Origin of the sequence: Oribacterium sp. oral taxon 078 str. F0263 (assembly GCF_000469565.1) — a bacterium.
Lineage (GTDB): Bacteria > Bacillota > Clostridia > Lachnospirales > Lachnospiraceae > Oribacterium.
Map to the genome: position 1 here is coordinate 78376 of NZ_KI273077.1, position 26018 is coordinate 104393.

Genomic DNA, 26018 nt, shown 5'->3' on the forward strand with positions numbered 1-26018 from the left:
TTTCAAGCAGTAAAGGAGAACAAGATGAAGCAAGTATCGACAGAGAAGGCGCCGGCGGCGATCGGCCCCTATTCCCAGGGCTTTGTGAGCGGAAATCTGGTTTTTTGTTCCGGACAGATTCCGGTCGTCCCGGAGAGCGGTGAAGTGGCGGGCCCCGACATCGCTTCTCAGGCGGAGCAGAGCTGCAAGAATGTGAAGGCTGTCATCGAGGCCGCGGGCTCCGATATCGGAAGGGTTTTAAAGACCACCTGCTTCCTCGCGGACATGAACGACTTCGCTGTCTTCAACGGAGTCTATGAGAAGTACTTCAGCTCGAAGCCTGCCCGTTCCTGCGTGGCGGTAAAGGCCCTCCCGAAGGGAGTGCTCTGCGAGATCGAGGCCATTGCCGAGCTCTAGGCCCGATTTGGCGGGTATGAAAGGGATAAATGAAGTTTTATTCTTATGAGTACCTCACCAGCAGGATCGCTGTCACCAACCGGCTGCAACTTATCCTTGCGGCAGCGGCAGCGGTCCTTTTGGTGTTCGCGCTATTTAAATACTACCGGGAGAGACGGGATACAAAGTATCGGGAGCTCTCCCTCATTGCCCTCTTCAGCGTGCTCGCTCTGATCTGCGCAAGGATCAGCAGCGAGCAGAGTCTCCATCGGATCGACGATCAGTACTCCTCTGCGGCGCATGCTGTGGAGACGGTCGCGGAGGAGCTGAAGCTGGACAAGGCAAAAATCTATATCAATACCCAGGCGGCGAGGGATGGCGCCGTCGTGAAGGCCGGGGACGATTTCTACCGCATTATCTCGGTGGACGGAGGCTATCTTCTGGAGAAGATGGAGGTCGTTGACCCGGAGATTCAGCTGGTGGATGCCGACTAGGATGAGGAAAATATGCAGCTGTCTTATTTAAATGTCGCGATTAAACTCGCAATCGGCCTTCTCTCCCTCGTCATGGTGATCAATCTGACGGGAAAGGGAAATCTGGCCCCTTCTTCCGCCGTGGATCAGATCCAGAACTTTGTCCTCGGAGGAATCATTGGAGGCATGATCTACAACGAATCGATCAGCATCCTGCAGTACATCACCATTCTGATGATCTGGTTCTGCCTGGTGCTTTCCCTCCGCTGGCTGAAGACGAATTTGCGTTTTTTTAAAAAATATGTGGACGGGGAGCCGGTGACGATCATCCGGAGAGGAGAGATCGATGTCGAGGCCTGCCGGAAGGCGGGGCTCACGGCACACGACATCATGTTCAAGCTTCGGAACAACAATATCTTCAGCATACGGGAGGTGAAGCAGGCGGTGCTCGAGCAAAACGGGCAGCTTCTCGTCGTGCAGTCCGGAGAGGAAAATCCGCGCTATCCGCTCATCACGGACGGGATGGTGCAGGAGAATACGCTGGAGGCAATCGGGAAAACGCAGGACTGGCTGGAAGGGCGTCTTCGGGAAATGGGCTTCGGGGAGATCTCGAATATATTCCTTGCGGAGTATGTGAGCGGTGAGATCCATGTCGTGAGCTATTGAGAGGGCCGTGAGCGCTTTAAAAGCCCAAATCAAACCAAATCAAAAGAGAAGTGATTCCCAAAGAGAGCTCGGGAAAGGCCGCCCGGACGAAGCGGGGAATCAGAAAGAGGAAGCGGAGCAGCGCGGGGAGACGGCGCGGAGCTTTGGCGGGAAAGGAGGATCTGAGAGACGATGAAGTGTAAGAGCTGCGGAACGGAAATCCCGGAGAATACCAGATTCTGTCCTAACTGCGGGCTTCTCGTGAGCGCGCAGATTTCCTTTGATGGGATTCGAAAGGCACTGAAGCCGGTGGAGTACAAAATGCCGGAGAAAAAGAAGCGGGAGGATGCTTCCCCTGCTTTTTCTCCGGGAGGGAAAGAGGAAGAGGTAGAAAAGACTGTGTCCTCCGCCTCCGCGGAGGAGAGAGCCGAAGAGGATCAGAAATTCTCTGAGGAGATGGACCAGCTGCACTTTGACTTCTCACTGGACCGCTCCCAGCTTGGACCGGTCCGGGAGGGAGAAGAGAGAGAATGGGAGCCGCCGGAGCTCTTTACCCGCCTTTCGGAGGATGGGGAGCCGGAGGAGAGCGCCTTCTCTTATGAAGAGCCCCGTGCGGAGGACTCCTTAGAAGGCGCAGAAAAATCGCCGGATACGGCTTTCTCGGACGAGGAGAGAGAGCCCGAAGGATCAGAAGAGAATGCTTCGGATACGGATAGGTACGCGGCTTCCCCGGACAAGGAGGGGGAGGCGCTTTCTTCCCGCGGAGAGACAGAACGAGAAGAAGCAGAGACGGAACGAGAAGAAGCGGAAACGGAACAGGCTGAAGCGGAAGCAGAGCGGGAAAGGATCCGAAGAGCGGAGGCGGAGCGCTCCGAGGAGGAAGCGCGTCTTCAGAGGATGGAGGCGGAGAGAGAAAAGATCCGAAGGGCGGAAGCCGAGCGAAGGGCGGAGGAGGCGGAGAGACATCGCCTCGCAGAGGAAGCCAGGAGAGAAGAGGAGGAGAGAATCCGCCGCGCCGAGGCGGAGAGGAAGGCCCTGGAGGAAGAGAGAGCCAGGTCCTCCGAGAATGCGAAGAGCGAGGAGCAGGAGCGGATCACCGCGGAGCTCAAGGCCTTTCTCGGGACGGAGGAAGAGTCCGATTCCGAGCCGGAGACGAAGAATCCCGAAGAGATCTCCGCCTCTTCTTCAGAGGGAGAAGCAGAGAGAGAATCCTCCGCTTCCCCTGAGGCGGAGCCCCAGAGCCTGATGGAGACAGAGATGGAGACAGACTCCCATCCCTTAGCGGAGGAGATCTCCGCTTCCAGGGAGGATGAGAAGTCGGATGAGAGAGAGCGCAGGGAGGAACAGGGCCCGGACGCCGAGATCCGCGAGAGCTCCTGGTGGGAGGAAGAGGAGAAGCGGGAGAATGTAAGCGCGGAGGTTTCCTCTTCTCTTCCCCCGCTTTCAGAGGAGGAGAAGGCCAGGATGGCCTCGGAGATGCTCGGAACGGGAAGGAAAAGCGAAGATGCCCCGTCCCTTTCGGAGGAGAGAGAGGATCCGACTCCCAAAGAGCATTCTTCAAAGAGCGGGGAGAGGGATCCCTTCATTTGGGGGGAGAGCAGGGCAGATCGGAGCGAGAAGGAAAAGCGGAGCGGGAGAGGAAAGAAAAAGGAGAGAGAGAGAAGGAGCGGCGGAGGAAGGAAAGCCGGGAGCGGAAAGGAAGGAAAGAAGAAGGGCGGAGCCCTGAAGCTTTTCCTCCCGGCTGCTGCCACGGCAGCGGCGATCGCAGCCGCTCTATGGTATATGAACCTTCCCGCGGTGAAGCGCTCCGGAGAGCTCAATATGGGCCGGGAAGCGGTGAAGAAGCAGCATTACGAGCAGGCGATTCCGATCCTCGAAAAGCTTCTTTCCGAGAAGGAAGGGGGAAGGGAAGCCTACCTTCTTCTCGTGGATGCCTATGAGAAGGCGGGGAAGCACGAGGAAGCGGTAAAGACATTAGTTGCCGCTGTCGAGAGCTTTCCGGAGGATTCGGAGCTAAAAAAGCAGCTGGAGCTTCTGAATCCGAAGCTCTCCTTCAGTGCCTCGGGCGGAAGCTACCAGGATCCGCAGGAGATCCGGATTTCAGGCCCGGAGGGGGCGGAGATCCGCTATTCCTTAAGCGGCGGCGGTTTAGAGGAGGTAAAGGATGCGGTCTATGAGAATCCGATCCATCTGGATACGAATGGAAGCTATCATCTGAGTGCCTTCGCCAAAGCCTCGGACGGCGCAGAGGGGGAGACGCTCAGCGCGGATTACGAGATCGCCCTGGACAGCGCGAAATATCATCTGAACGACTGGTCCGATACCGAAGCGGGGAGGATCTTTCTCGATGAGAACGGGCGGAGAAGGACGGGCTGGTTCCAAAAGGACGGAAGCTGGTACTACTTCAATGCGGACGGCATATTGCAGACGGGTCTTCAGGAGATCGACGGGGATCAATATTTTCTGAAGGAGGACGGCGCCTGCCTCCTCAGTGCCTGGCAGGAGATCGACGGAGAGCTCTACTATTTCGGGCCGGACGGACGGATGCAGAAGAATCAGTGGGTCGACGGAAACTACTATGTGGGAGAGGACGGCAAGAGGCAGAAGAACACGACGATCGACGGGAAGCATCTGAACGAGGAGGGGCAGGCCGCCTTCCACGCGGCGGAGGAGTACAAGGCACATCCGGACATGATCGTCGTCGCGCATTCCAAGCAGAGAGTGGATAAGGGGAATTATTATATCATCCCATCCACCGTCTACTACGAGAAGAAAAACGGCCGTCCGGTCGGAAAGCCCGCCTATCAGATCGATGTGAAGATTCTGAAGGAGGCCTATGTCCATTATCTGGATGAGGATTATATGACGATCATCGCGCAGGACTCCGTATCCTTCCTGCCGGAGCTCTATATGCAAAAGATCATCCAAAATGACAAGGGCTATATCAAGGATTACAGCTTTGTGCTGGGAGAGGACAAGGGCTGATGAGGGCGGAAGCTTTGAGACTCAGTCTCTCTCTTCCGGGCGTACTGCTCTTCCTTCTTTTCTCCCTCCTCTTCATCGGAGTACTCAGCCTCCTCCTCTACCGGATTATGTGGAGGAGGCTGCAGAGGATCATCGATGAAGCGAAGGAGCGGGAGGGAAAGTCATGGGAGAGCCCGAGGCCGGATCAGGCTGCCGGAAAATGTCGCGACCGTTCCGAGCTCTAAGGGATGCAGAGAGGAATTTTCAGCACAAAACGAAGGATTTTGAGTTTTGAAGGGGCAGATTTTACAGCTCCGAAGAAGGCGGAAGTGGAATGAGCTTTAATTGGAAAAATGACAGTCGGCGCATCTTTTTGGTGGTGCTCGCCGCCTTTGTGATGGCGATGAACATCAATACCTTTGTCACGGCAGGGGGACTTTACCCGGGAGGCGTGAGCGGACTCACCATCCTGATTCAGCGGATCAGCCTGAACTACTTTCACGTGAAGCTTCCCTACTCCCTCGTGAACATCGCTCTGAATGCGGCTCCGGTCTATGTAGGCTTTCGCTTCGTCGGAAAGAAGTTCACCCTTTACTCCCTGGTCATGATTCTGTGCTGCAGCTTTTTCACGGACAGCCTTCCGGTCTATGAGATCACGCAGGATACCCTTCTCATCGCGATCTTCGGGGGAATCATAAACGGGCTCTCGATCAGCCTGAGCCTTTTTGCGGACGCCACCTCGGGGGGGACGGATTTCCTCGCGATCTACCTCTCGGATAAAAAGGGGATCGAGTCCTGGAATCTGGTGCTCGGCTTTAACGCGGTCATCCTGGGGATAGCGGGCTATTTCTTCGGCTGGGACAAGGCGCTCTACTCGATCATTTTCCAGTACGCCTCGACGCAGACTCTCTATGCGCTCTACCGGAATTATCAGAAGCAGACCCTCTTTATCGTGACGGATCATCCGCAGGAGATCGCAAAGGGCATCCACGAGGTCTGCAATCACGGCGCTTCGATCATGAAGGCGGAGGGATCCTATGAGCATAAGGAGCACGGCATGGTGTATTCCGTCGTCTCCTCCACCGACGCGAAGAGGGTGAGGATGAAGATCAAGGAGATCGATCCGAAGGCCTTTGTGAATATGATACGGAGTAAGGAGATCTTCGGCCGCTTCGTCATGAAGCCGAGAGACTGAGCGCGGCGGGAAATGACGGAGGGACAGTGAAAAATGACGGGGAGACAGCAGAAAATGACAGAGAAGCGGAAACATTACGAGGCGGTGCTCTTTGACCTTGACGGCACGCTGACCGATTCCGGCCCCGGAATCATGAAGTCGGTGCAGTACGCGCTCGACCACTTCGGGATCCGGGACGAGCCTGTCGAGAGACTTCGCCGCTTCGTGGGTCCCTCCCTCGTGGATTCCTTTATGGGCTTTTACGGGATGAGTCTCCTGGAGGCGGAGAAGGCGGTCTCCTACTATCGGGAGGTCTATCCGACGAAGGGGATCTTTGACGCCGAGCTCTATCCGGGGATGCGGGAGCTTCTTTCCTCCCTGAAGGAGGAGGGCAGAAAGCTTGTGCTTGTGACCTCGAAGCCGCTCGTCTTCGCGGAGCGGATCCTCGATCACTTTTCCCTCACCGGCTTTTTTGATGCTAAGACCGGGACGGAGCTAAGTGAGAAGAGCTCCCGGAAGGCGGGACTCATCGAGCGGGCGATCGAGCTTTGTTCCCTCAAAAGGGAGAGCGCGGTCATGGTGGGGGATACCCGCTTCGACATCGACGCGGCGCGGGAGACCGGCCTGGATTCGATCGGGGTCTGCTATGGATACGGGGGGAGGGAGGAGCTCATCCAGGCCGGAGCCACCTACCTCTCGGAGGATGTAGAAGGGCTCAGAAGCCTGCTTCTGTCGTAAACGGCATCCGGCTTTCAAAGAGTATCGTTTGGGAGGGAGAGGAAAATGGATCATACGCAGCTGGAAGAGCTTCGGAAGCTCGCAGAGGACGCAATCCGCAGGGCGGCCGACATTGACGCCTTAAATCAGGTGAGAGTGAGTTTTCTCGGGAAGAAGGGGGAGATCACCAATCTCATGAAGGCGCTCAGGGAGCTTCCGCCCGATCAGAAAAAGATCTTCGGGCAGAAGATCAATGAGGTGAGGGCGCTGATCGAGAGCGAGCTTCAGACGCAGCTTCCGATTCTCCACCGCCGCATGAGAGAGGCCAGGATCCAGTCGGAGACTCTCGATGTGACGCTCCCTGCGAAGAAGCGCCGCTTTGGTCATATGCACCCGAACACGAGGGCGCTGGAGGAGGTCGAGAGGATCTTTATCGGCATGGGATATGAGGTCGTGGAAGGACCGGAGATCGAGTATGATCTCTATAACTTCGAGAAGCTGAACATCCCAAAGGGGCATCCGGCGAGAGATGAGCAGGACACCTTCTACATCAATGAGAGCATCCTCCTCCGCACACAGACCTCCTCCGTACAGGCGAGGGTCATGGAGAAGGGGAAGCTCCCGATCCGGATGATCTGCCCGGGGAGAGTTTTCCGATCCGACGAGGTGGATGCGACGCATTCCCCCTCCTTTCATCAGATCGAGGGCCTGGTGATCGACCGCCATGTGAGCTTTTCGGATCTCAAGGGCACGCTCGACACCTTCGCGAAGGAGCTCTTCGGTCCGGAGACCAGGACGAAACTCCGCCCGCATCATTTCCCCTTCACAGAGCCCTCCGCCGAGGTCGATGTGAGCTGCTTTAAGTGCGGCGGAAAGGGCTGCCGCTTCTGCAAGGGAGAGGGCTGGATCGAGATTCTGGGCTGCGGCATGGTGCATCCCCATGTGCTGGAGATGTGCGGCATCGATCCGGAAAAATACAGCGGCTTTGCCTTCGGCGTGGGCTTGGAGAGGATCGCGCTTTTAAAGTATGAGATCGATGATATGCGTCTTCTCTATGAGAATGACAGTCGGTTCCTGGAGCAGTTTTAGGAGAGGGGAGAGAAGATGAACAGCTCGATGAATTGGTTGAAGGAATACGTGCCGGAGCTGGACTGCACGCCGGAGGAATTCTCCGATGCGATGACCCTGTCCGGAACGAAGGTCGAGACCTGCAGGATATTGAATCGAAATCTGAGAAAGATCGTCACCGGGAAAATCCTCTCCATAGAACCGCACCCGGACGCGGACCGGCTTGTAATCTGTCAGCTTGACATCGGAACAGGGGATGCAGTGCAGATCGTGACCGGAGCCCATAATATGAAGCCCGGAGATATCGTCCCGGTCGTTCTGGACGGCGGGAAGGTCGCGGGAGGACATGAGGGAGGAGCTCTGCCGGAGGATGGGATCGAGATCCACGCGGGAAAGCTCCGCGGTGTGCCCTCCTATGGGATGATGTGTTCCATCGAGGAGCTCGGGGCAGACAGGGCTTTCTATCCGGAGGCTCCGGAATCCGGCATCTATATCTTTCCGGAGGGGACCCCTGTCGGAGAGGATGCGCCTTCTCTTCTCGGCTTAAACGATGCGCTCCACGAGTATGAGATCACCTCGAACCGGGTGGACTGCTACAGTGTGCTCGGCATCGCGCGGGAGGCGGCGGCGACCTTCCGAAAGCGCTTTTTTCCGCCGAAGGAGGATGCTTCGGAGGGAAGCGGGGATGTGCATGAACTTTTGAGGGTCACGGTGGAGGATCCGGAGCTCTGCCCTCGCTATACCGCGCGCATGGTGAAAAATCTGCGTCTTGCGCCCTCTCCGAAGTGGATGCAGCTTCGCCTTGCGTCCGCCGGGATCCGCCCGATCAACAATCTGGTGGACATCACAAATTACGTGATGCTCGAATACGGCCAGCCCATGCATGCCTACGACTATGACAAGATCCGCGGGCATGAGATTATCGTAAGGCGCGCGGAGGACGGGGAGAGCTTTCAGACCCTCGACCAGAAGGAGAGGAGCCTGGACCATACGGTGCTCACGATCCGGGACAGAGACGGCGCGATTGGCATCGCGGGCATCATGGGGGGACAGAACTCAAAGATCGAGGACAGCGTAAAGACCATGGTGCTGGAGGCGGCCTGCTTCAACGGTGCCAATATCCGTCTCTCCGCGAGAAAGGTCGGAGAGAGGACGGATGCCTCTGCCTTCTTTGAGAAGGGACTCGATCCGAATCTCGCCTCTCAGGCGATGAACCGGGCCTGCGAGCTGGTGGAAAAGCTTGGCGCCGGGGAGCCGGTCGGAGGCATGATCGACATCTACGAAAGGAGGAGGGAGCCCTCCGTCGTGCACTGCACATCATCCGAGATCAATGCTCTCCTGGGAACCTCTCTCTCTCCGGAGGAGATGAAGGCCATCCTGGAGAGGGAGGAGCTCTCGACAGAGCTCGATGGGGAAAATCTCACCGTCACGGCCCCGACCTTTCGCCAGGATATCCACAGGATGTGCGATATCGCGGAGGAGGTCGCCCGCTTCTACGGCTATGCCTCGATCCCGATGAGCCTCCCCTCCGGAGCCGCGATCGGGGGACTTTCGACGGAGCTCTCGATCGACGAGAGATGCCGGCACAGCGCGGAGGCGCTCGGCTACTCCCAGGCTTATCTCTATTCCTTTGAGTCTCCGAAGGCCTGCGACAGACTTTTGCTTCCGGAGGATGCCCCGGAGCGGCAGCAGATCCGGATTCAAAACCCGCTGGGAGAGGATTTCTCCGTCCTCAGGACGAGCTCCGCGAATGGGATGCTGGCTTCTCTTTCCACGAATTTCAAGCGGAAGAACCGGGATGTCCGCCTCTATGAGATGGCAAATGTCTATCTCCCGAAGTCTCTGCCGCTCACAGAGCTTCCGGACGAGCGCATGCAGCTTACGCTCGGCGCCTACGGCGACTGCGATTTCTTCTCCGTAAAGGGAGATATCGAGCTCATCCTGAACCGCCTCGGCCTGAAAAAGCGCTTTCACTATGATGCCGCCTGTCCGCAGTCCTTTCTGCATCCCGGCAGGAGAGCAGATATCCTGTATGAGGAGAGGAGGCTCGGCTATCTTGGGGAGCTCCACCCCGAGGTGCTGGAAAATTACGGGATCGGAGAGAGAGCCTATCTCGCGGTCCTGGACATGAAGGAGGTCTATCCCTTCGTTCGGGACGAGATCCGCTATCTGCCTCTTGCGAAGTTCCCGTCGGTATCCCGGGACTTCTCCATGCTGGTCCCGCTCTCCGTTACGGCGGGGGAGATCGAGGACGTTTTGATACAGAGGTCCGGGAAGCTCCTGGAGGAGCTTAAGCTCTTTGATATCTATATCGGGGCGCAAGTCCTGTCGGGATATAAGTCCATGGCCTATACGCTCACACTCCGCGCGAAGGATCATACCCTCACGGAGGAGGAGATCAATGCGGTGGTGAGGAAGGTCCTGGACGGCCTTAATAGACTCGGAATCCGGCTTCGGGACTGAGCGATGCCTTCGGCCCGGCCGAAATCTCGGGCTATTTCTCTAAATTCATATGGATTTTCATCGGGGGCCTTAAGGAAAGATTTCCTTTTGGCTCTCTTTTTTGTCTTTTCGGAGGGACAGATCTTCGGCTATAATGGGGAGGATAAGTTCTTTGTTTTCCTTCCGCCCTGTGTGCCCAAAACAGCATGCCTTCGCTTTGGGCTCATGTCCGGTGCAGTGTCGTCCGGTTTAGAGCGGGGCAAGCGTCGGCATAAAACCATTATCCTATATTCCTCTGCCGGGAGCCTTGCGCCGGAGTAGGGGGAGAAAGCTTCGAAAGAGGCGTGGGGCTTGACGGAAGTCATGAGAGCGGCGGAAGCGAAGTGACGCATAGGACCGAGTCCTCTTCCTTGATCTTTACGGATATTGCCGCCGGAGGAGGGAGAGGGAGGATGGATTCCGGGGAGGCTCGCCTCTCCGGGGAATCGAGAGGAAAGTGGAATGATTGAAGCGATAGGGCTTAAAAAAAGCTTCGGCCCGGTCCCGGCGCTTTGTGAGATCAGCATGGAGATCCGGGAGGATCAGGTATTCGGACTGATCGGAAGCAATGGGGCGGGAAAGAGCACGCTGCTTCGCCTGATTGCAGGTGTCCTGAGACCGGACAAGGGAGAGATCCGGGTGGACGGCGAGGCGGTTTATGACAGGCCGGCGATCAAGGAGAGGATCTTTTTCATCTCGGATGAGGGCTGGTTTTTCCGAAATGCGGTGCCGAGGGATGTCATCGGCTTTTACGCCGGAGTCTATCCGGGCTTTGAGAGAGAAAAGTGCCTCTCCCTTCTCTCCGATTTCGGTCTCGATCCGGATCGGAGAATCTCGAATTTTTCGAAGGGAATGAAGAAGCAGCTCTCCGTTCTGCTCGGCATCTCCTCCGGAACGAAGTATCTCCTCTGCGATGAGACCTTCGATGGACTGGATCCTGTGATGAAGGAGGGAGTCAAGTCACTTTTCTCCCGGGAGATGAAGGAGCGCCCGCTGACACCGGTCATCGCGAGCCACAATCTCCGGGAGCTTCAGGATATTTGCCAGCATGTGGGGATTCTCCACCGGGGCGGAGTGCTCCTCTCAGAGGAGATTTCCGCCTTAAATCCCGAGATCCAGAGAGTACAGCTGGTCCTCGAGGATGAGGAAGCTTCGAAAGAAAAGCTTTCCGAACTTCCGATCCTCCGCCAGAGCCGAAACGGGAGCGTGCTGACACTTGTCATCCGCGGGAAGAGGGAGGAAGTCGAGGAGAAGATCCGGGCGCTCTCTCCCCGCTTTTTCGAGCTGCTTCCTCTCGGACTGGAGGAGCTTTTTATCAGTGAAACGGAGGATGCAGGATATGAACTTAAGAAAATCCTTTCTGACGGAGCTTAAGCTGGAGCTCGGCGCGAGAGTTCCGCAGCTTGCGCTCTGTCTTCTTGCCTTTTCCCTCTACCATGTGCTTGCCCTCTTTCTCGCCCTGAATTCGGTCGGAGGGAGAGGCTTCACAGGGCTTGAGCAGACGGATCTGATCGCGGAGCGGCTTTTGCGGAGCAGCGTTTTCTTCGGCCTCCGGAGCCCCGCTGTCTTCCTGAGCGGATTTTTCGCGGTCTTTCTCAGTATGCAGGGCTTCTCCTATCTGAACAGCAGGAAGAAGCTGGATTTCTATGAGGCGCTCCCGATTTCCCGCCGGAGGAGATTCTTCGGGATTCTGCTCTCCGGACTTTTGATCTATCTCCTGAGCTATTTCGGAACAAAGCTGATCGGCTTTTTGATCGCGCTGGCCTTTCACGCTCTGAACCGGGCTGTCGTGATCGAGGCCCTGCAGCAGTCTGTCCGGGAGCTCGTGCTCTTTCTGGCGCTCTCCGGGGTCGCTCTCCTGGCGAGGATGCTCTCCGGCAATACCTTGATCTCCGTCTTTCTTCTTTTCTTCTTCCTGGTCTATGAATTCTTTGTCCGGGCGCTGCAGCTCGGCTTTCGCGTTGCCTTCTACAGGACCATGGTGACAGAGGGATACCCCATCTGGCTTCAGACTCCGAGGAGCTCTCCCTTTTTCTACTACAGCAATGCGGCGGCGGGATTTCCCTATCTGTCCTCCGAGACGGTTCCGGCGTCTGAGATGCTCCGTTTTCTTCAGAAGTCTTTGCTCCCGGATCTCTTCGGAGTTCTCCTCTTTCTCTTCTATTTGCTTTTATCCTATCTCGCCTACCGAAGGAGAAGGGCGGAGGACGCGGGAAAGGCGCTGGTCTTCCCGCCGATTTACCTTCTTTTAAAGTTTCTCATCGCAGTGCCGCTCGCTCTCTCCGCGGGCGGGCTTGCCTATGCGATCCGGGGAGGGGGACTGGAGTTTCCGATGGAGCTCTTTATGCTCTTTCTGATCAGCCTTCTCTCCTGCTGCATCCTGGAAATCGTTTACCATCTTCGTTTCCGCTCGCTTTTTTCCAGGCCCTGGGATATTTTTCTCGTCTTCCTCCTCTCCGGACTCTGCTTCTTCTGGTATCGCTTTGACCTCGGGGGCTTCGACCGCTATGTTCCGAAAAAGGAGACGGTAGAGAGCGCCTCCCTCTATCTGAGCGACAATTTCGGGAGCAGGGTGGATGAGTACGGGGATACGGACTATGGAAACGACAGCTTTAAAAGGATGAAGCTAAAGGATATCGATGCCGTCCGGGAGCTCGCGCGGCAGGGACAGAAATATACGCGTTCTGTGGAAACGGATATCGACGACCGCTACTCCGCAGAGAGCGCGGCGGACTCCTATGATTTCATTGTCAACTATCAGCTCAAAAACGGGAGGACGGCGAGCCGGCGCTTCCGCCTTCCGGAAACGGTCGATCCGGAGCTGATGGATCGGGTCATCGGCTCCCCCGAATATAAGGAGGTTCTCTTTGATTTAAATTGCTATCCCTTCCGAAAGGGAAGGGGGGAAGGCACGGAGCTTTGCTATATAAGCCCTTCTGCCACGAGATCTGTTCCGGTCAATGAGGAGGTTCTCCGGGAGTTCAAGGAGGTCTATCAAAAGGACCTTGCCCTCTATAACTACAGCTTTTCGCACAGTCATTTCCGCGTGGGCAGCGTTCAGATCAACGGCTCCCAGCGGATGGAGGACGCCTACGAGAGCTGGCTCTCCCATGGCTATACTACCGGGGGCTCCTTTGAAAAATTCCAGAAGGTGCATGACTATATTTCAGACTATTCCGTGCAGTATCCGATCTATACGGAATACAGGAATACGATCGCCTTTTTAAAGGAAAAGGCAATCTGGTCGGAGATGATCCCGGAGGAAAGCAGGGTGGAAGGGATTGAGCTGAACTACAGGACGGTTTATCAAGATCAATACTTTTTGGAGAGAGTGCTGAAGCTCCTGGAAAAGGCGGTTCCGGAGGACAGCATAAGAGGAGATTTCCATACTGTGAATCAGCTGGATGATATGACCATCGGTCTGCGGCTTAAGGAATTGGTGAGCGATCCCGATCGCGGTTCCGGCGGCGGCAGCGCGAGGTATCTCTTTTTAAAGGACCAGACTCCGGAGGAAATCCGGAATCTGGAGGAATGGATTCCCATGCCCTATGCGGAAGACGGTATGGATTCGGAGACTTCCGCCTCTTAAGAGAAGGGGGAGCTCAGCCTTGAGCGCGGAAGCGGAGCTCCCCGTCCTCCCGCATCTCATCGATGATCGCGAGACTGGTCACTCGATATCCCTTTTCCCGCAGCTCGCGGCCGCCGGACTGGAAGCCTTTTTCGATCGCGATTCCAATGCCGGCGACCTCGGCTCCCGCCTGAGAGCAGATATCGAGAAGTCCCCGCATCGCTTTTCCGACGGCAAGAAAATCATCGACCAAAAGCACCCGGTCTCCCTCGTGCAGAAACTTTTTTGAGAGCGTGACGGTATAGTCTTTCCCGTAGGTATAGGAGCTCACGGTGCTCATGTAGAGCTCCCCGTCCAGATTTTTGCTCTTCGCCTTCTTGGCGAAGAGCGCGGGGACATGGAACTGGAGGGCGGTAAGACAGGCAATCGCGATGCCGGAGGCCTCTATGGTGAGGATTTTCGTGATCCCATCATCCCGATAGCTCCTGTAAAATTCCTTTCCGATCTCCGACAGAAGCTCCACATCCAGCTGATGATTCAAAAAGCTGTCGACCTTCAGGATCTCCCCCGGGCGCACCTGCCCGTCCCTTCGAATGCGTTCTTCCAGTAATTTCATACCCACGTCCCTTCCTGAAATTTCATCCTGAAAAAGATCTGACCGCAGAAAATGATTCTGCCTATCTCCGCGGTTTTTCTTATGCTGTACATGATAACAAGGAATGAAAGGACTGTCAAAACAGATTTTCGGGGATTCCTTCTTCTCATCTGAGCTCTCCTGTAGTAAACTAATATTCGTCTCTAAAGCCGCCTGTTCTGCCCCCTGCTTCGGCTCTGTATCCGGCAGCGCATCAACGAATTTAAAGACCGAAGCGCTGTATGCCGGGCGAGGGCGGTTTATGATTTGCCGGAGGCAGGAGAGAGGCGCAGAGCCGGTATTTATCGCGGCCTCTTCCTGCGGGGTATGAAGATTAGGAGTTGAGTATGGAAATCCCCGAGCTTTTTGAAACGGTTCTCTCTGACTATGCAAAGAGAGAGGATGTGACGCCTGAGACGGCGCTTTCGAATCTGATGGATTTCATCCAGCTGAAGGAGGAATCCTTTGCCAATGTCACGGTGGCGGTCGAGTCTCCGGCTCTCTATCTGAGCGATGAGGATGAGATAGCGGATGGTGAGCTGCTTCAGTATTATATGGATCTTTTCGGGGAGGACGGGCCCGGCGCGAGGGTGAACGGCTATTACCGGAGGGAGAAGGCGGACATCCTGATCCTGGAGATCGAGTATGATGATCTCATGCCGCTTTGGGATATTCTCTCCCTCTTTCGGATTAAAATCCCCTCCATGGATCTGGACGAAGGGATCGATGAGGAGGGAAATGAGGTTCAGGTGCTCCGGCTCTCCTATCTCCGGGACAATTACGGGGGGATGATGGAGCTTTCGGACAGACTTTTCGATGAGCTGGATGATCCGAAGCGGGAGGAGGACGGATATGAAAAGACCGGCTACTATGAGCCGGCCTATGAGGATCTGGAGGAGGACTGAGTTAAGGTGCAGAGCGCTTAACGGCGGATCAGCAGGCGGGGGATCCGTGAAGGAGGGGGAGCTTCATATTTTTTTCTTTCGAAAGCAGCTCCCGGACCGTGCTTCGGATCTCCGAAACCTGATAAAGAGAGCCGAAGCAAAGGAGCGTCGGCTCTTCTTCTTTTTCCTCCTCGAGGCGGGAGAGTGCGAGGGAGAGGCCGGAGCGGATATCTTTTCCGATTTCCACGGGACCGTCGAAATATTTTCGGATCTCCGCGGCGAGCCTCTCCGCCGGAAGCGCTCTCTCATATTCTCCCTCCGGAATGACCGCCGTATAGCGGCGGGCGATGGGGGCGGTGAGGAGGAGCATCTCCCGGTAGTCCTTGTCCCGCATGACGCCCATCAGAAAATCGATCTTTCGCCCGGGGAGAAGGGAGCGGAGGCTTTCCGTCATAGCGGCCGCTCCGTCCGGATTGTGTGCTCCGTCCAAAAGGATGAGGGGGGATCGGGACAGAAGCTCAAAGCGGCCCGGCCAGCGGACCTTCGAGAGCCCGCTTTGGACAGCGTCCTCCGGGATCGCGACACCCTCCTCCTTCAGGATGTCGACGGCGTCCAGGACGGCGGAGGCATTTCGGAGCTGATAATCGCCGAGGAGGGAAAGCCTTAGCCCCGTTCTCCTTCGATAGGAAAAGCACTGGAAGGCCCCCTCCTCCGAGAGGCCGAGACTTTCTCTTTTGAGGAGAGAGGGCTCTGTGAGTGTAAGCTCTGCGCCCTGCTCCTCCGCGATTTTCGAGATGAGGGATGTGACCTCCTCGCTCTGCCGAAGGAGGACCGCCCTTCCTCCTCTTTTCAGGATTCCGGCTTTTTCCCACGCGATTTCCGCGATACTGTTTCCGAGGAGCTCTGTGTGATCCAGCCCGATGGAGAGGATCAGAGCGCAGAGGGGGGGCGGGATGACATTGGTCGCGTCATAGCGGCCGCCGAGCCCGACCTCCAGGACGACATAGTCGCAGGCCTCCTCATAGAAGTAGAGGAAGGCGAGGAGGGTGAGAAGCTCAAAGGCCCCCGCCTCCTCCCCGCTTTTTTTCAGTGCGGCGAGGAGCTTCTCCGAAAGCTCCGAAAGACGGGCATCGCTGATCTTTTCTCCATCTATGGACCAGCGCTCATTGACCGTCAGGAGGTGAGGGGAGATATAGAGGCCGCAGCGGTATCCGCTCTCTGTCAGGATGCTTTGCAGCATCGCGGCGCTGGAGCCCTTTCCGTTCGTCCCCGCGACATGCAGGGCTCTGAGCTTCTCCTCGGGATGCCCGAGCAGGGAGAGGATATGCCGCATTACCCGGAAATCGGGCCGCTTCGGGGCGTTCCGGTCTCCCTGCAAAAGCCCCGTGATTTCCTCCCAGTTCATGTTGTGAGCTGGCGCTTCAGGAAGTGGAGATGCTTCACCCCGCCAAGGCTCATGATGATGAAGAAGTGGAAGGGGACGAGTATCGCGACCTGCCAGATTCTGGTGAAAAGAACTCCCCGGTAGGGACTCCCGTAGAGGATAGAGATCCAGAGCGTATTCACGAAAAGAGTGATGAGGATCCGATTGATGAAGATTGCGGCGAGGGCGCGGAGAAGGAGAGGCCCCTTCTTGCAGTCATGCAAAAAGAAGCCGAGACTCGCGCCGCAGAGCGCACTGCTCAGCGTAAAGCCCGGGAAATAGGTTCCGCTTGGCTGCAGCATGAAGCCGAGGAGATCGGAAGCCGTCGCGAGAGCCACAGTGGGAAGCGTCCCGTAGAGGAGAGCACATACCGCGGAGGGAATGATGGCGAAGCCGATTCGGACATTCCATGCGTTAAAGGCGAAAAAGCGGCTCAGTATAATGTGAAGAGCCGTGAGTAGGGATAGAATGGTGAGCATCTGAATCGATTTTCGCCTGTCCTGAAACATAAAAAAACCTCCTTCACTTAAGTGGAAATCCCGCCGCAAAGAAGGCATCTGACATACAGAGACCAACGCAGCGGGATGCGGGATCCGAACCGCGCTGAGGTTCTCAGCTTCGTTCCTCGTCAACTCCCCGTTCGAGGACACTTACCGCTCGGATCTCTACTCTGCGTTTTACCAGTTCATAATAGCGCAGAAACAGGACTTTGTAAAGAGAATATCCAAAGGGAAATGCGGAGGGAGCTGGCGGGCATAATTTCGGAAACATGCCTTGCAATGCCGAAAAAAGCGCGCTATGCTTCTCGGAAGGAGAGAACGCGGGATGAAATATGTCAGGGAAATTCTTTGGATTATTGCCTTTACTCTTTTGGGAGAGGTATTGAACCGGCTTTTGAAGCTGCCGGTTCCCGCCGGGGTATACGGCCTTTTTCTGATGCTCCTTGCCCTTCTTTCCGGGCTCATCCGCTTGGAGGATGTAGAGGGCGCGGGGAATTTTCTTTTGGATACGATGACGATCATGTTTTTGCCGGCGGCGGTGGGGATCATGACGGTTACAGAGCTTTTGCGTCCGGTGCTCCTTCCCTATCTTATCATCATCGTGCTTTCCACAGTGCTTGTGATGTCAGTGACCGGCCTGATCGCGGAGAAAATCCTGCATTATACGGAGAATCGAAGAGACAGGCAGCTGGAGGATGCGGAGATCTCCCTTGATCCGAGCGAAACCTTCGGGATCGGCCGCCGCGCCCTGAGTCCGCACGGGGAGATGGACGGCGCGAACGGCTACCGGGATATCATCAGCCAAAAAAAGCAGAGGGCAGCGGAGAGCCCTATGGCAGAAAAAGCCGGGAAAGAGGAGAAGGAGGAGGGGATGAGGGAAGAGAAGATGGAGGGTGAGGAAGGGGCGAAGGAAGAGAAGATCGAGGAGGGGAGAGAATGAGAGAGGTCCTTTCGGGTTCGGAGCATTTCGGGCTGCTTCTGAGCATTTTTTTCTTTCTTGCGGCGGTACAGCTCAAGGCGCGCTTCCGTCTTTCCATTCTGAATCCTCTCCTGATTTCGACGATATGCATTATCCTCACGCTCCTCGCGCTCCATATCCCCTATGAGGAGTACAAGAAGAGCGCGGACCTTCTCTCCTATCTGCTCACTCCGGCGACGGTCTGTCTCGCGATTCCGATGTATCGGCAGCTCTCCCTCTTAAGGAGAAATATCGCCGCGATCATGATCAGCATCGTGTGCGGAAGCCTCTCCTCCGTGCTGAGCGTCCTCTTTCTCGGGAAGCTTTTTCGGCTTCCGGCGGAGCATATCCTCACTCTCATGCCGAAATCCATCACGACAGCGATCGGCATGGGAGTCTCGAAGGAGGCCGGGGGCTTCGTCACGCTCACGGTCGCGGCGATCATCCTGACCGGCATCCTGGGGAACATGCTCGCAGAGCAGGTCTTTCGGATCTTTTCCATAAGGCATCCCATCGCGAAGGGGCTGGCGCTCGGGACCTCCGCCCATGCCGTCGGCACCGCGAAGGCCCTGGAGCTCGGGGAGATCGAGGGCGCCATGAGCTCTCTGGCCATCGTCACGGCCGGAGTTACTACGGTGATTCTCGTCCCCCTGGTCACGGCGATCGCCTTCTGAGGGAAACGAAAACTTTTTATAAATTTGAAAGAAGATGCTTCCGATTTTTTGTGCTATGATTCAGGCAGCAAGGAGGACTTAAGTCAAGATGAAAAGAAAGAGAAAACTCTGGCTGCTTTCGCTTCTGATCGGAAGCCTGGCCCTGATTCCCGCGGGGGGCTGTGCCTACGCGGATGGTCTGGAGGCGGAGACCGGCCCCGGCATCGACCTTGGGCAAAAGCACAGGATGAATCTGCACGCGGCGGATGAGAATGACTTTTCCGATCTCTTTACCGGTGTGAAGAACGGGGAGGATGTGCCGCTTCCGCAGGGCTATACCTTCAGCGAGGTCGGAACCTACAGCTACGATGATCTCTCCGCGGATCTGAACAAGCTGAAGACAGATTATCCCGAGATGGCGCTCGACTCCCTCGGAAAGACCGCGGACGGCAGAGAGCTCTACCACGTCGTGGTGGGGAATCCGAACGCAAAGCACAAGATTTTGGTTCACGCCGGGATCCACGCGAGGGAATATATCGTCTCCCAGGTCGCCATGCGGGAGATCGGAAGTCTTCTGAAGATGCAGAGGGAGGACTCGAAATACGGGGGGAAGAGCATGAAGAGCATGCTCCAAAACTGTGCCGTTCATTTCGTCCCGATGGCGGATCCGGATGGAATCGCCATCGTCCAGGGCGGACTGGGCTGTATCGGCTCCGAGGCTCTGAGAACTTCGATCCAGCAGATGATGGAGAAGGATAAGGTGACGGACCGGGAGAAGTACTATAAGACCTGGAAGAGCAATGCCCGCGGCGTAAATCTCAATAAAAATTTTGACGCGAACTGGCAGGATACCAACGATCGGAAGGGCTATCCGTCCAAGGACGAGTACAAGGGAGAGGCCGCGGAATCCGAGATCGAGTCGAAGGCACTCGCGGATCTGACGAGGAAGGAGCACTTCGATCAGACGATCAGCTATCACACGCAGGGGAAGGTGATCTACTGGTACTTTGGAGAGGGAAGCTATGTGAAGTCCGCCCGCAGACTCGCGGAGGTCGTGAAGAGAAATTCCGACTATGCAGTCAGCGATTACTATGTCCCGAACGAGGCGGGAGGCTTCAAGGACTGGGCGGAGCAGAAGCTGAATATCCCCTCTGTTACGATAGAGTGCGGGATCGGAACCAGCCCGGTCCCGGAGGAACAGATCAAAGAGATCTGGGACGGGCAGAAGGGCATCCTCCCCGACCTTTTATACAGCTACAGCTAGAAAAAGGATTCGCGGAGGCAGTGCTCCCGGCGCTTGCTTCTGCCTTTGGATCTCACGGTTTGAACGCCCGTCCTTCGGCATTCAGCGGCTCAAAGAAAGGATCGCGGTATAAGACGGACTGCCTCGGAAGCAGCGGATCGGCAGAAGGGGCGGAGGAGGCTATCTCGGGCCAGCTTGCTTTTAAGAGGGCGCTTTCTGAGAGGAAAGCGCCCTTTATCGCGCTTCGAATGTGGATTTCCGCCCGGAATGCTTGCGCTATCCGGCGTTTCGTTTTATGATAGACAAAATTTCCACATGTCCTGGCCGCCCTGCTGCGGCGGAAGAGATCATGAATCGGGAGGAGCGAAAGTGGCGGATACAGAAGAGAAAAGGCCCGCGGAGAGCGCGGCGGAATCCAGAAATTTTATCGAGCAGGAGATCGACAGGGATCTGAGGGAGGGAAGATGCCATGAGGTGAGGACCCGCTTCCCCCCGGAGCCAAACGGCTACCTCCATATCGGACACGCGAAGTCCATCCTTTTGAACTACGGGATCGCGGAAAAATACGGGGGGAGCTTCAATCTCCGCTTTGACGACACCAATCCGACGAAGGAAAAGACGGAGTTTGTGGATTCCATCCGCCGGGATGTCGAGTGGCTGGGGGCGGATTTCGGAGACCGCCTCTTCTTTGCCTCCGATTATTTTGACATTATGTATGAGAAGGCGCTCCTTCTGATCCGAAAGGGGAAGGCCTTTGTCGATGAACTCAGCGCGGAGGAGATCCGGGAGTACCGCGGGGATCTCCACCATCCCGGCCGAGAGAGCCCCTTCCGGGACCGCCCGGCGGAGGAGAGCCTCCGCCTCTTTGAGGCGATGCGGGACGGAAGCTTCCGGGACGGGGAGCGCACGCTCCGCGCAAGAATCGATATGGCGAGCTCCAATATCAATATGAGGGATCCGGTTCTCTACCGGGTGGCGCATAAAAGCCATCACAATACCGGGGACAAATGGTGCATCTATCCGATGTACGACTTCGCGCATCCGATCGAGGATGCCGTGGAGGGGATCACGCATTCGCTCTGCACCCTGGAATTTGAGGACCACCGGCCGCTCTACGACTGGGTCGTGAGAGAGTGTGAATTCGCGGAGCCGCCGCGGCAGATCGAATTCGCGAAGCTCTACCTCACCAATGTCGTCACGGGGAAGCGCTACATCAAAAAGCTGGTGGAGGACGGAGTGGTGGATGGCTGGGATGATCCCCGGCTTGTGACCATCGCGGCGCTCAGGAGGAGGGGCTATACACCGGAGAGCCTGAAGCGCTTCATAGAGCTCTCCGGCATTTCCAAGGCGAACTCCTCCTGCGACTTCTCTCTCCTCGAGTACTGCATCCGGGAGGATCTGAAGGAGAAGCGCCCGAGACTCATGGCGGTGCTGGATCCCGTAAAACTTGTGATCGATAACTATCCGAAGGGGCAGAGCGAGCTTCTTACGATTCCGAACAATCTGGAGAATGAAGCGCTCGGGAGCCGGGAGCTCAGCTTTTCCGGGGAGCTTTGGATCGAGAGAGAGGATTTCATGATCGAGCCTCCGAAGAAGTACAAAAGGCTCTATCCGGGCAATGAGGTCCGCCTCATGGGGGCTTACTTCGTGTGCTGCACCGGCTATGAGACCGATGCCTCGGGGAAGGTCACGCTCATCCACGCAAGCTATGATCCAAAGACCAAGTCCGGCAGCGGCTTCGAGGGGCGGAAGGTCAAGGGCACGATCCATTGGCTGGACGCAAAGAGCGCGGAGAGAGCGGAGGTCCGTCTCTATGAGCAGCTGATCGATGAGGAGAAGGGAAAGCTCAACGAGGACGGAAGTCTGAATTTCAACAGGAACTCCCTGACGGTGCTGAAGGATTCTTATGTGGAACCCGCTCTCAAAAGAGCGAAGCCCTCTGAGAGCTTCCAGTTTGTGCGAAACGGCTATTTCTGCGTGGACTGCAGGGATTCCTCGGAGGGAAATCCCGTATTTAACCGGATCGTCTCCCTGAAGTCGAGCTTCCGGCTTCCAAAGGGCGAAGAGAGATAAATTGGACGCCGCAATATCGCGGCGTCTACAGCGATGGACAGGAACCGCTTTTTCGGATTCTGAAGAGCGGTTCGAGGATTGGATTCATACGGAGGAGAACAGATGGGAAAGAAAAGAGGCCTGGGGGGACTTTTGAGCGCGGCGGCGCTGCTTGGCGCCGGAGCGGCGATCGCATCGTATTTTTATAAATATCAGAAATTTTCCGATGAGGTCGATCAGGATTTCACGGATGTCGTGGGCTCCGCCTCGGAGGTGAAGGAATCCGCAAAGCGCTCCTACACCGTACTCAAAAATTCAAAGAATTCCGAGGATCTGAAGGCGGCGGCGCGGGACCTTGGCTATGCGGCGAAGAATCTCGCCATTGATACGAAAAACCTCGCGGTGGACGCCGGAAAGGACGCTTACCGACAGGTGAGAGAGGCGCTGGACAGCCGTTTCTCCGGTGCCAAGAAGGAGGCGGAGGATGTGGAATCCGATGATTCTCCGCTGGAGGAGCCCGAGATAGAGGTGGAATTCTATCATGCGGGAGGACCGGCTGAGACCGCGCTTTCTGCCCCTTCTCATCAGGCCGCGGAGCGTCCTGACGCGCTTTCCGCCTCTTCCCATCAGACAGCGGGCGTCTCCGTTCCTTCCCATCAGGCGGAGGGCGTCTCCGCCGGGGCTTTTGCTTCGGCAAATCCTTCGGACAGCGTTCCCGCAAGAGCAGCTGTTTCGACGGATCCTGCGGTCGGCGTTTCCACCGGCATTTCATCTCCCGCAAATCCTGCGGATCGGGTAAATCCCGCAGCGGGGCTTTCCCCGGCATCCTCGGCTCCTTCGGATGGGGCAGAGAGAAGCGACAGAGAAAAGGAGAGTGCGGATTGATGGAGAAGATCACGAGCTTTACGGTGAATCACCTGCTCCTTGAGCCGGGAGTCTATGTCTCCAGGATAGACCGCGTGGGGACAGAGAGCGTCACGAGCTTTGATCTTCGCTTCACTTCTCCGAATCGGGAGCCGGTCATGAATACCGCCCCGGTGCACGCGATCGAGCATCTCGCAGCGACCTTTCTCCGAAATGATCCGGAGTGGAAGGATCGGGTGCTCTATTTCGGCCCGATGGGCTGCCGGACCGGCTTCTACCTCCTTCTTCTGGGAGAGCATCACCCTGAGGAGATCCTTCCCCTTTTGAAGCGCTGCTGCCGTTTCATCCTGGACTTTTCGGGGGAGATCCCCGGTGCGAGACCGAGAGACTGCGGAAACTACAGCGATATGAATCTCGATATGGCGAAGTGGTGGGCGGGGCGTTACCTCAGAGAGACGCTGGAGCGGATCGATGAGGCGCACATGAATTACCCGGATTAGGAGGAAAGAATGGCGGCAGAGATCAACAAACACTACCTGGAGCTGAAGGAGAGCTATCTTTTCTCGGAGATCGCAAGGCGCATCCGGGAATGGCAGGCGGAAAACCCGGACAGAGCGGGAGAACTCATCCGCATGGGGATCGGGGATGTCACCCGCCCTCTTCCCGGGGCCGTTGTGGATGCGATGATTCACGCTGCCTCCGAGATGGGAAGGGCGGAGAGCTTCCGCGGCTACGGACCGGAACAGGGCTATGACTTTCTGCGGGAAAAGATCCGGGGATATTATGAGAGCTTCGGCGTAAGCCTCAAGGAGCAGGAGATCTTCATCTCCGACGGGGCGAAATCGGATCTTGGAAACATCCTGGACATCATGGGGGAGAAGAGCAGTGTCCTCGTGACGGATCCGGTCTATCCGGTCTATGTCGATACCAATGTCATGGCGGGACACAGCATCCGCTATGCCCTGTCCGGAGAGGAGAACGACTTCCTGCCGATGCCGAGGGAGGACTATGCCGCGGACCTCATCTATCTCTGCTCTCCCAACAATCCCACCGGCGCGGTCTACGACAGGGCGCAGCTTTCCGCCTGGGTGGACTTCGCGCGAGAGAGAGGCTCCATCATCCTCTTTGACTCTGCCTACGAGTGCTTCGTCACGGGGGATCTTCCCCACTCTGTCTATGAGATCGAGGGTGCGAAGGAGGCCGCGATCGAATTTTGCAGCTTCTCGAAGAAGGCGGGCTTTACGGGCACAAGATGCGGCTATACCGTCGTCCCCGAGGAGCTCAAGCGGGATAATGTGATGCTGAACCGGCTTTGGCTCAGGAGGCAGACGACGAAATTCAACGGCGTGTGCTACATCGTGCAAAGGGGCGCAGAGGCGGTCTTCAGCGAGGAGGGAAAGAAGCAGATCGAGGAGAATATTTCCTACTACCGGGAGAATGCCAGGATCATAACGGAGACCCTGGACCGGCTCGGAATCTATTATACCGGAGGGAAAAACTCCCCCTATGTCTGGATGAAAGCTCCCTTTGGCCTCTCCTCCTGGGATTTCTTCGACAGACTCTTAAATGAGTGCCGCGTCGTCGGGACGCCGGGGGAGGGATTCGGGAAAAGCGGAGAAGGATATTTCCGCCTGACGGCCTTCTCCACGAAGGAAAATACCAAAGAGGCGATGCGGCGGATGGAGACGCTTTTCCGCTGAGACGACTTCTGTGCTTACTAAAGACTTGGCCTTGGATAGGGAAATGGGGCGATCTTCCGTTTGTCCGTCCAACGCCGGGCGGACAAACGGAAGAAAAGGCGGCATAGAAGGCGTCAGAAAACAGCCTCTAACCGAACTTGGCTGCAGAGGGGAAGCATCCCCTCAGTTTTTTCCGCATCCGTTTTTGGAAGAAAGCTGCCGCTTTGGGCTCAGACAATGCCATAAGGCATTGAGGATTTTTTACTTTATACCATAAGCGATAAGCAATAAAAAGAATAATAAAGGGAAGACGCCTGCTTTTCCTCGACCCTGAACATTTTCCTGAGCGTTGTTCTATAAAAAGAGATTCTTCCAAAACGGGATGGGACGGAAGATATGAGATGAAACAGATCGATAAAGGAAGGGAGGGGGAGCTCAGTCCGGGAGCTCGAATTCCATCTTAACCGTCGTATTCACAAGGTCAAGAGCGGTCTGAATCTTTCTCAGCTCGTCGGAAATCCTCCTGTAGTCCTCCTTCGCCTTTTCTACGGAATAGTTCGTATAGGAATAGTCGATGACGGTGCTGCTGCCGATGCCGCCGATCGAGCTTCTCTGCTTCGGAAGGCGGTTCTGCATGGGATACAGTCTGTTTCGCATTTCCGTGAGCTGCGGGATATAAACCAGCACCTGGTCAATCGTCATCCCGCTGTCCCCGACCATGTGAGAGCTGTTAAAGCAGTTGACGGCGTGCTTTAGGATCCGGATCTTCCGGTCATAGCTTTCCAGGATGCTCTGCGTTTCCCCGTAGTTATATGCGGGGCGGACGGATTCGATGTCTTCTCCGAGAGAAGCATTGAATATCGAGCTCTGCCGCTCATTGGAGAGGACGAGATTCTTTTCCTCCAGAAGCTTTTTCAGAATCTTCGACGCTTCCGCCGATGTGACAAGGTATTTCATGCTGTCTCCTTCCTTTATCCTCTGAAGCGGTCCGCCCGAAATCCTTCCTCTGTTCAAAGCGGCCGGAACGAGAATTCCTCCCCGTTTTTCGCCTGTTCGGAAGATTCGGAATGCGAAAGCTTTCGCACAGTCTTTCGGGGATTCTCCCGGGAAAAACAGAGCAGCGTGGGCTTTCCCGCGCTGCTCCTCCCCCCATTCGATCAACCCGTCCTATCCCGGGATCCGTTTTCCTTATGGAAGCTGCCTGAAGCTGCGCTTCAGAACTGCGAACTGCGCAGCTTCCCCGCCTTTTTCCCTGAGCTTAGCCTACCCAAACGCCGTTTCCGTCGACGTGGTAGTTGTCCGGAGTGAGCTTATTCATATAGAGAGAGCCGACAGGCTGAGAGGAAGCGCGCTGCACGGCAAAATAGTACCACTCATAGTTGATTCTCTGCCAGCCGGTCAGCATCACACCGTTTGCGCCGATGTAGTACCACTGATGCTGGCTCACGACCCAGCCCTTCCACAGTCCTCCGGACTCGTCGTTCGCGAAGGACCAGGATCCGTCTCTGTTCTGAATCCAGTGTCCGTTCGTCTCAGCGGTCATCGTCGAGGAGCCGCCGAAGCCCTGAGCGAGCCCCTTGGGACTTTCAGCGAAGGCCGGAACTACACTGGCCGCCGTCATCATTGCCGCAAGCATCATCACAAGGATCTTTTTTTTCATAAT

At 56.3% G+C, this 26018-nt stretch carries 25 protein-coding genes and 1 riboswitch; of the genes, 19 read left to right on the forward strand and 6 right to left on the reverse strand.

What is annotated here, in order from left to right:
* Window positions 1-24 precede the first annotated feature (24 nt).
* From HMPREF1986_RS00445 to HMPREF1986_RS00500, 11 genes are all read left to right on the forward strand, one after another.
* Window positions 25-396, forward strand: a complete 372-nt coding sequence (locus tag HMPREF1986_RS00445) for a RidA family protein (protein WP_036598536.1) — start codon at window positions 25-27, stop codon at window positions 394-396.
* 29 nt (window positions 397-425) lie between these two features.
* On the forward strand, window positions 426-869 hold the full coding sequence (locus tag HMPREF1986_RS00450) for a DUF3290 family protein (protein WP_021772740.1): 444 nt from the start codon (window positions 426-428) through the stop codon (window positions 867-869).
* 12 nt (window positions 870-881) lie between these two features.
* The gene (locus HMPREF1986_RS00455; protein ID WP_021772741.1) at window positions 882-1514 is read left to right on the forward strand and encodes a DUF421 domain-containing protein; all 633 of its coding nucleotides are present in this window, start codon (window positions 882-884) and stop codon (window positions 1512-1514) included.
* A 171-nt stretch (window positions 1515-1685) separates the two neighbouring features.
* Complete coding sequence (locus HMPREF1986_RS12425; protein ID WP_021772743.1) at window positions 1686-4478, forward strand: tetratricopeptide repeat protein; 2793 nt, start codon at window positions 1686-1688, stop codon at window positions 4476-4478.
* Complete coding sequence (locus HMPREF1986_RS00465) at window positions 4478-4702, forward strand: hypothetical protein (protein WP_021772744.1); 225 nt, start codon at window positions 4478-4480, stop codon at window positions 4700-4702. Before HMPREF1986_RS12425 ends, HMPREF1986_RS00465 begins: the two co-directional genes overlap by 1 nt.
* Window positions 4703-4791: 89 nt before the next feature.
* Window positions 4792-5652, forward strand: a complete 861-nt coding sequence (locus HMPREF1986_RS00470) for a YitT family protein (RefSeq protein ID WP_009214564.1) — start codon at window positions 4792-4794, stop codon at window positions 5650-5652.
* 54 nt (window positions 5653-5706) lie between these two features.
* Window positions 5707-6369 carry an HAD hydrolase-like protein gene (locus HMPREF1986_RS00475; protein WP_036598596.1) on the forward strand — a complete coding sequence of 221 codons (663 nt, stop codon included), beginning with the start codon at window positions 5707-5709 and terminating at the stop codon, window positions 6367-6369.
* A gap of 45 nt (window positions 6370-6414) precedes the next feature.
* A complete protein-coding gene (gene pheS, locus HMPREF1986_RS00480) occupies window positions 6415-7437 on the forward strand; it encodes a phenylalanine--tRNA ligase subunit alpha (RefSeq protein WP_021772746.1) in 1023 nt (340 codons plus the stop codon).
* 15 nt (window positions 7438-7452) lie between these two features.
* Window positions 7453-9879, forward strand: coding sequence for a phenylalanine--tRNA ligase subunit beta (pheT, locus tag HMPREF1986_RS00485; protein ID WP_021772747.1), 2427 nt, complete (start codon window positions 7453-7455; stop codon window positions 9877-9879).
* Window positions 9880-10359: 480 nt separating this feature from the next.
* On the forward strand, window positions 10360-11271 hold the full coding sequence (locus HMPREF1986_RS00495; protein WP_021772750.1) for an ABC transporter ATP-binding protein: 912 nt from the start codon (window positions 10360-10362) through the stop codon (window positions 11269-11271).
* Entirely contained in the window at window positions 11237-13486 is a 2250-nt protein-coding gene (locus tag HMPREF1986_RS00500; RefSeq protein ID WP_036598539.1) for a DUF6449 domain-containing protein, read from the forward strand. Before HMPREF1986_RS00495 ends, HMPREF1986_RS00500 begins: the two co-directional genes overlap by 35 nt.
* A 13-nt stretch (window positions 13487-13499) precedes the next feature.
* Here the strand turns inward: HMPREF1986_RS00500 and HMPREF1986_RS00505 are convergent, their stop codons facing one another.
* Window positions 13500-14081, reverse strand: a complete 582-nt coding sequence (locus HMPREF1986_RS00505) for a xanthine phosphoribosyltransferase (protein ID WP_021772752.1) — start codon at window positions 14079-14081, stop codon at window positions 13500-13502.
* Window positions 14078-14230 carry a hypothetical protein gene (locus tag HMPREF1986_RS13050; RefSeq protein ID WP_155978739.1) on the reverse strand — a complete coding sequence of 51 codons (153 nt, stop codon included), beginning with the start codon at window positions 14228-14230 and terminating at the stop codon, window positions 14078-14080. The genes HMPREF1986_RS00505 and HMPREF1986_RS13050 overlap by 4 nt, the downstream gene beginning before the upstream one ends.
* A gap of 216 nt (window positions 14231-14446) precedes the next feature.
* Between HMPREF1986_RS13050 and HMPREF1986_RS00510 the strand changes: the two genes are divergently transcribed.
* The gene (locus HMPREF1986_RS00510; RefSeq protein WP_021772753.1) at window positions 14447-15004 is read left to right on the forward strand and encodes a hypothetical protein; all 558 of its coding nucleotides are present in this window, start codon (window positions 14447-14449) and stop codon (window positions 15002-15004) included.
* Between the two features lie 28 nt (window positions 15005-15032).
* Here the strand turns inward: HMPREF1986_RS00510 and HMPREF1986_RS00515 are convergent, their stop codons facing one another.
* Both HMPREF1986_RS00515 and HMPREF1986_RS00520 read right to left on the reverse strand, forming a co-directional pair.
* Window positions 15033-16388 (reverse strand): bifunctional folylpolyglutamate synthase/dihydrofolate synthase, encoded by a 1356-nt coding sequence (locus HMPREF1986_RS00515; protein WP_021772754.1) that lies wholly within the window; start codon window positions 16386-16388, stop codon window positions 15033-15035.
* Window positions 16385-16915 carry a folate family ECF transporter S component gene (locus HMPREF1986_RS00520; RefSeq protein ID WP_021772755.1) on the reverse strand — a complete coding sequence of 177 codons (531 nt, stop codon included), beginning with the start codon at window positions 16913-16915 and terminating at the stop codon, window positions 16385-16387. Before HMPREF1986_RS00520 ends, HMPREF1986_RS00515 begins: the two co-directional genes overlap by 4 nt.
* 66 nt (window positions 16916-16981) lie before the next feature.
* Window positions 16982-17081: riboswitch (THF riboswitch) on the reverse strand.
* Between the two features lie 150 nt (window positions 17082-17231).
* On the opposite strand from HMPREF1986_RS00520, the gene HMPREF1986_RS13665 reads away from it, so the two are divergent.
* From HMPREF1986_RS13665 to HMPREF1986_RS00555, 7 genes are all read left to right on the forward strand, one after another.
* Window positions 17232-17846 carry a CidA/LrgA family protein gene (locus HMPREF1986_RS13665; protein WP_081688401.1) on the forward strand — a complete coding sequence of 205 codons (615 nt, stop codon included), beginning with the start codon at window positions 17232-17234 and terminating at the stop codon, window positions 17844-17846.
* Window positions 17843-18538: an LrgB family protein gene (locus tag HMPREF1986_RS00530; RefSeq protein ID WP_009214579.1), complete on the forward strand. Its 696-nt coding sequence runs from the start codon at window positions 17843-17845 to the stop codon at window positions 18536-18538. The genes HMPREF1986_RS13665 and HMPREF1986_RS00530 overlap by 4 nt, the downstream gene beginning before the upstream one ends.
* 88 nt (window positions 18539-18626) lie before the next feature.
* A complete protein-coding gene (locus HMPREF1986_RS00535; protein ID WP_021772757.1) occupies window positions 18627-19781 on the forward strand; it encodes a M14 family zinc carboxypeptidase in 1155 nt (384 codons plus the stop codon).
* A gap of 294 nt (window positions 19782-20075) precedes the next feature.
* Complete coding sequence (locus tag HMPREF1986_RS00540) at window positions 20076-21833, forward strand: glutamine--tRNA ligase/YqeY domain fusion protein (protein ID WP_051273827.1); 1758 nt, start codon at window positions 20076-20078, stop codon at window positions 21831-21833.
* Window positions 21834-21935: 102 nt separating this feature from the next.
* Window positions 21936-22697, forward strand: a complete 762-nt coding sequence (locus HMPREF1986_RS13235; RefSeq protein WP_021772760.1) for a hypothetical protein — start codon at window positions 21936-21938, stop codon at window positions 22695-22697.
* The gene (locus HMPREF1986_RS00550) at window positions 22697-23176 is read left to right on the forward strand and encodes an S-ribosylhomocysteine lyase (RefSeq protein WP_021772761.1); all 480 of its coding nucleotides are present in this window, start codon (window positions 22697-22699) and stop codon (window positions 23174-23176) included. The genes HMPREF1986_RS13235 and HMPREF1986_RS00550 overlap by 1 nt, the downstream gene beginning before the upstream one ends.
* A 9-nt stretch (window positions 23177-23185) precedes the next feature.
* Complete coding sequence (locus tag HMPREF1986_RS00555) at window positions 23186-24376, forward strand: LL-diaminopimelate aminotransferase (protein WP_021772762.1); 1191 nt, start codon at window positions 23186-23188, stop codon at window positions 24374-24376.
* Between the two features lie 414 nt (window positions 24377-24790).
* Here the strand turns inward: HMPREF1986_RS00555 and HMPREF1986_RS00560 are convergent, their stop codons facing one another.
* Window positions 24791-25312: a hypothetical protein gene (locus HMPREF1986_RS00560; protein ID WP_036598605.1), complete on the reverse strand. Its 522-nt coding sequence runs from the start codon at window positions 25310-25312 to the stop codon at window positions 24791-24793.
* Between the two features lie 301 nt (window positions 25313-25613).
* Entirely contained in the window at window positions 25614-26015 is a 402-nt protein-coding gene (locus HMPREF1986_RS00565) for a choline-binding protein (RefSeq protein ID WP_036598546.1), read from the reverse strand.
* Window positions 26016-26018: the final 3 nt, after the last annotated feature.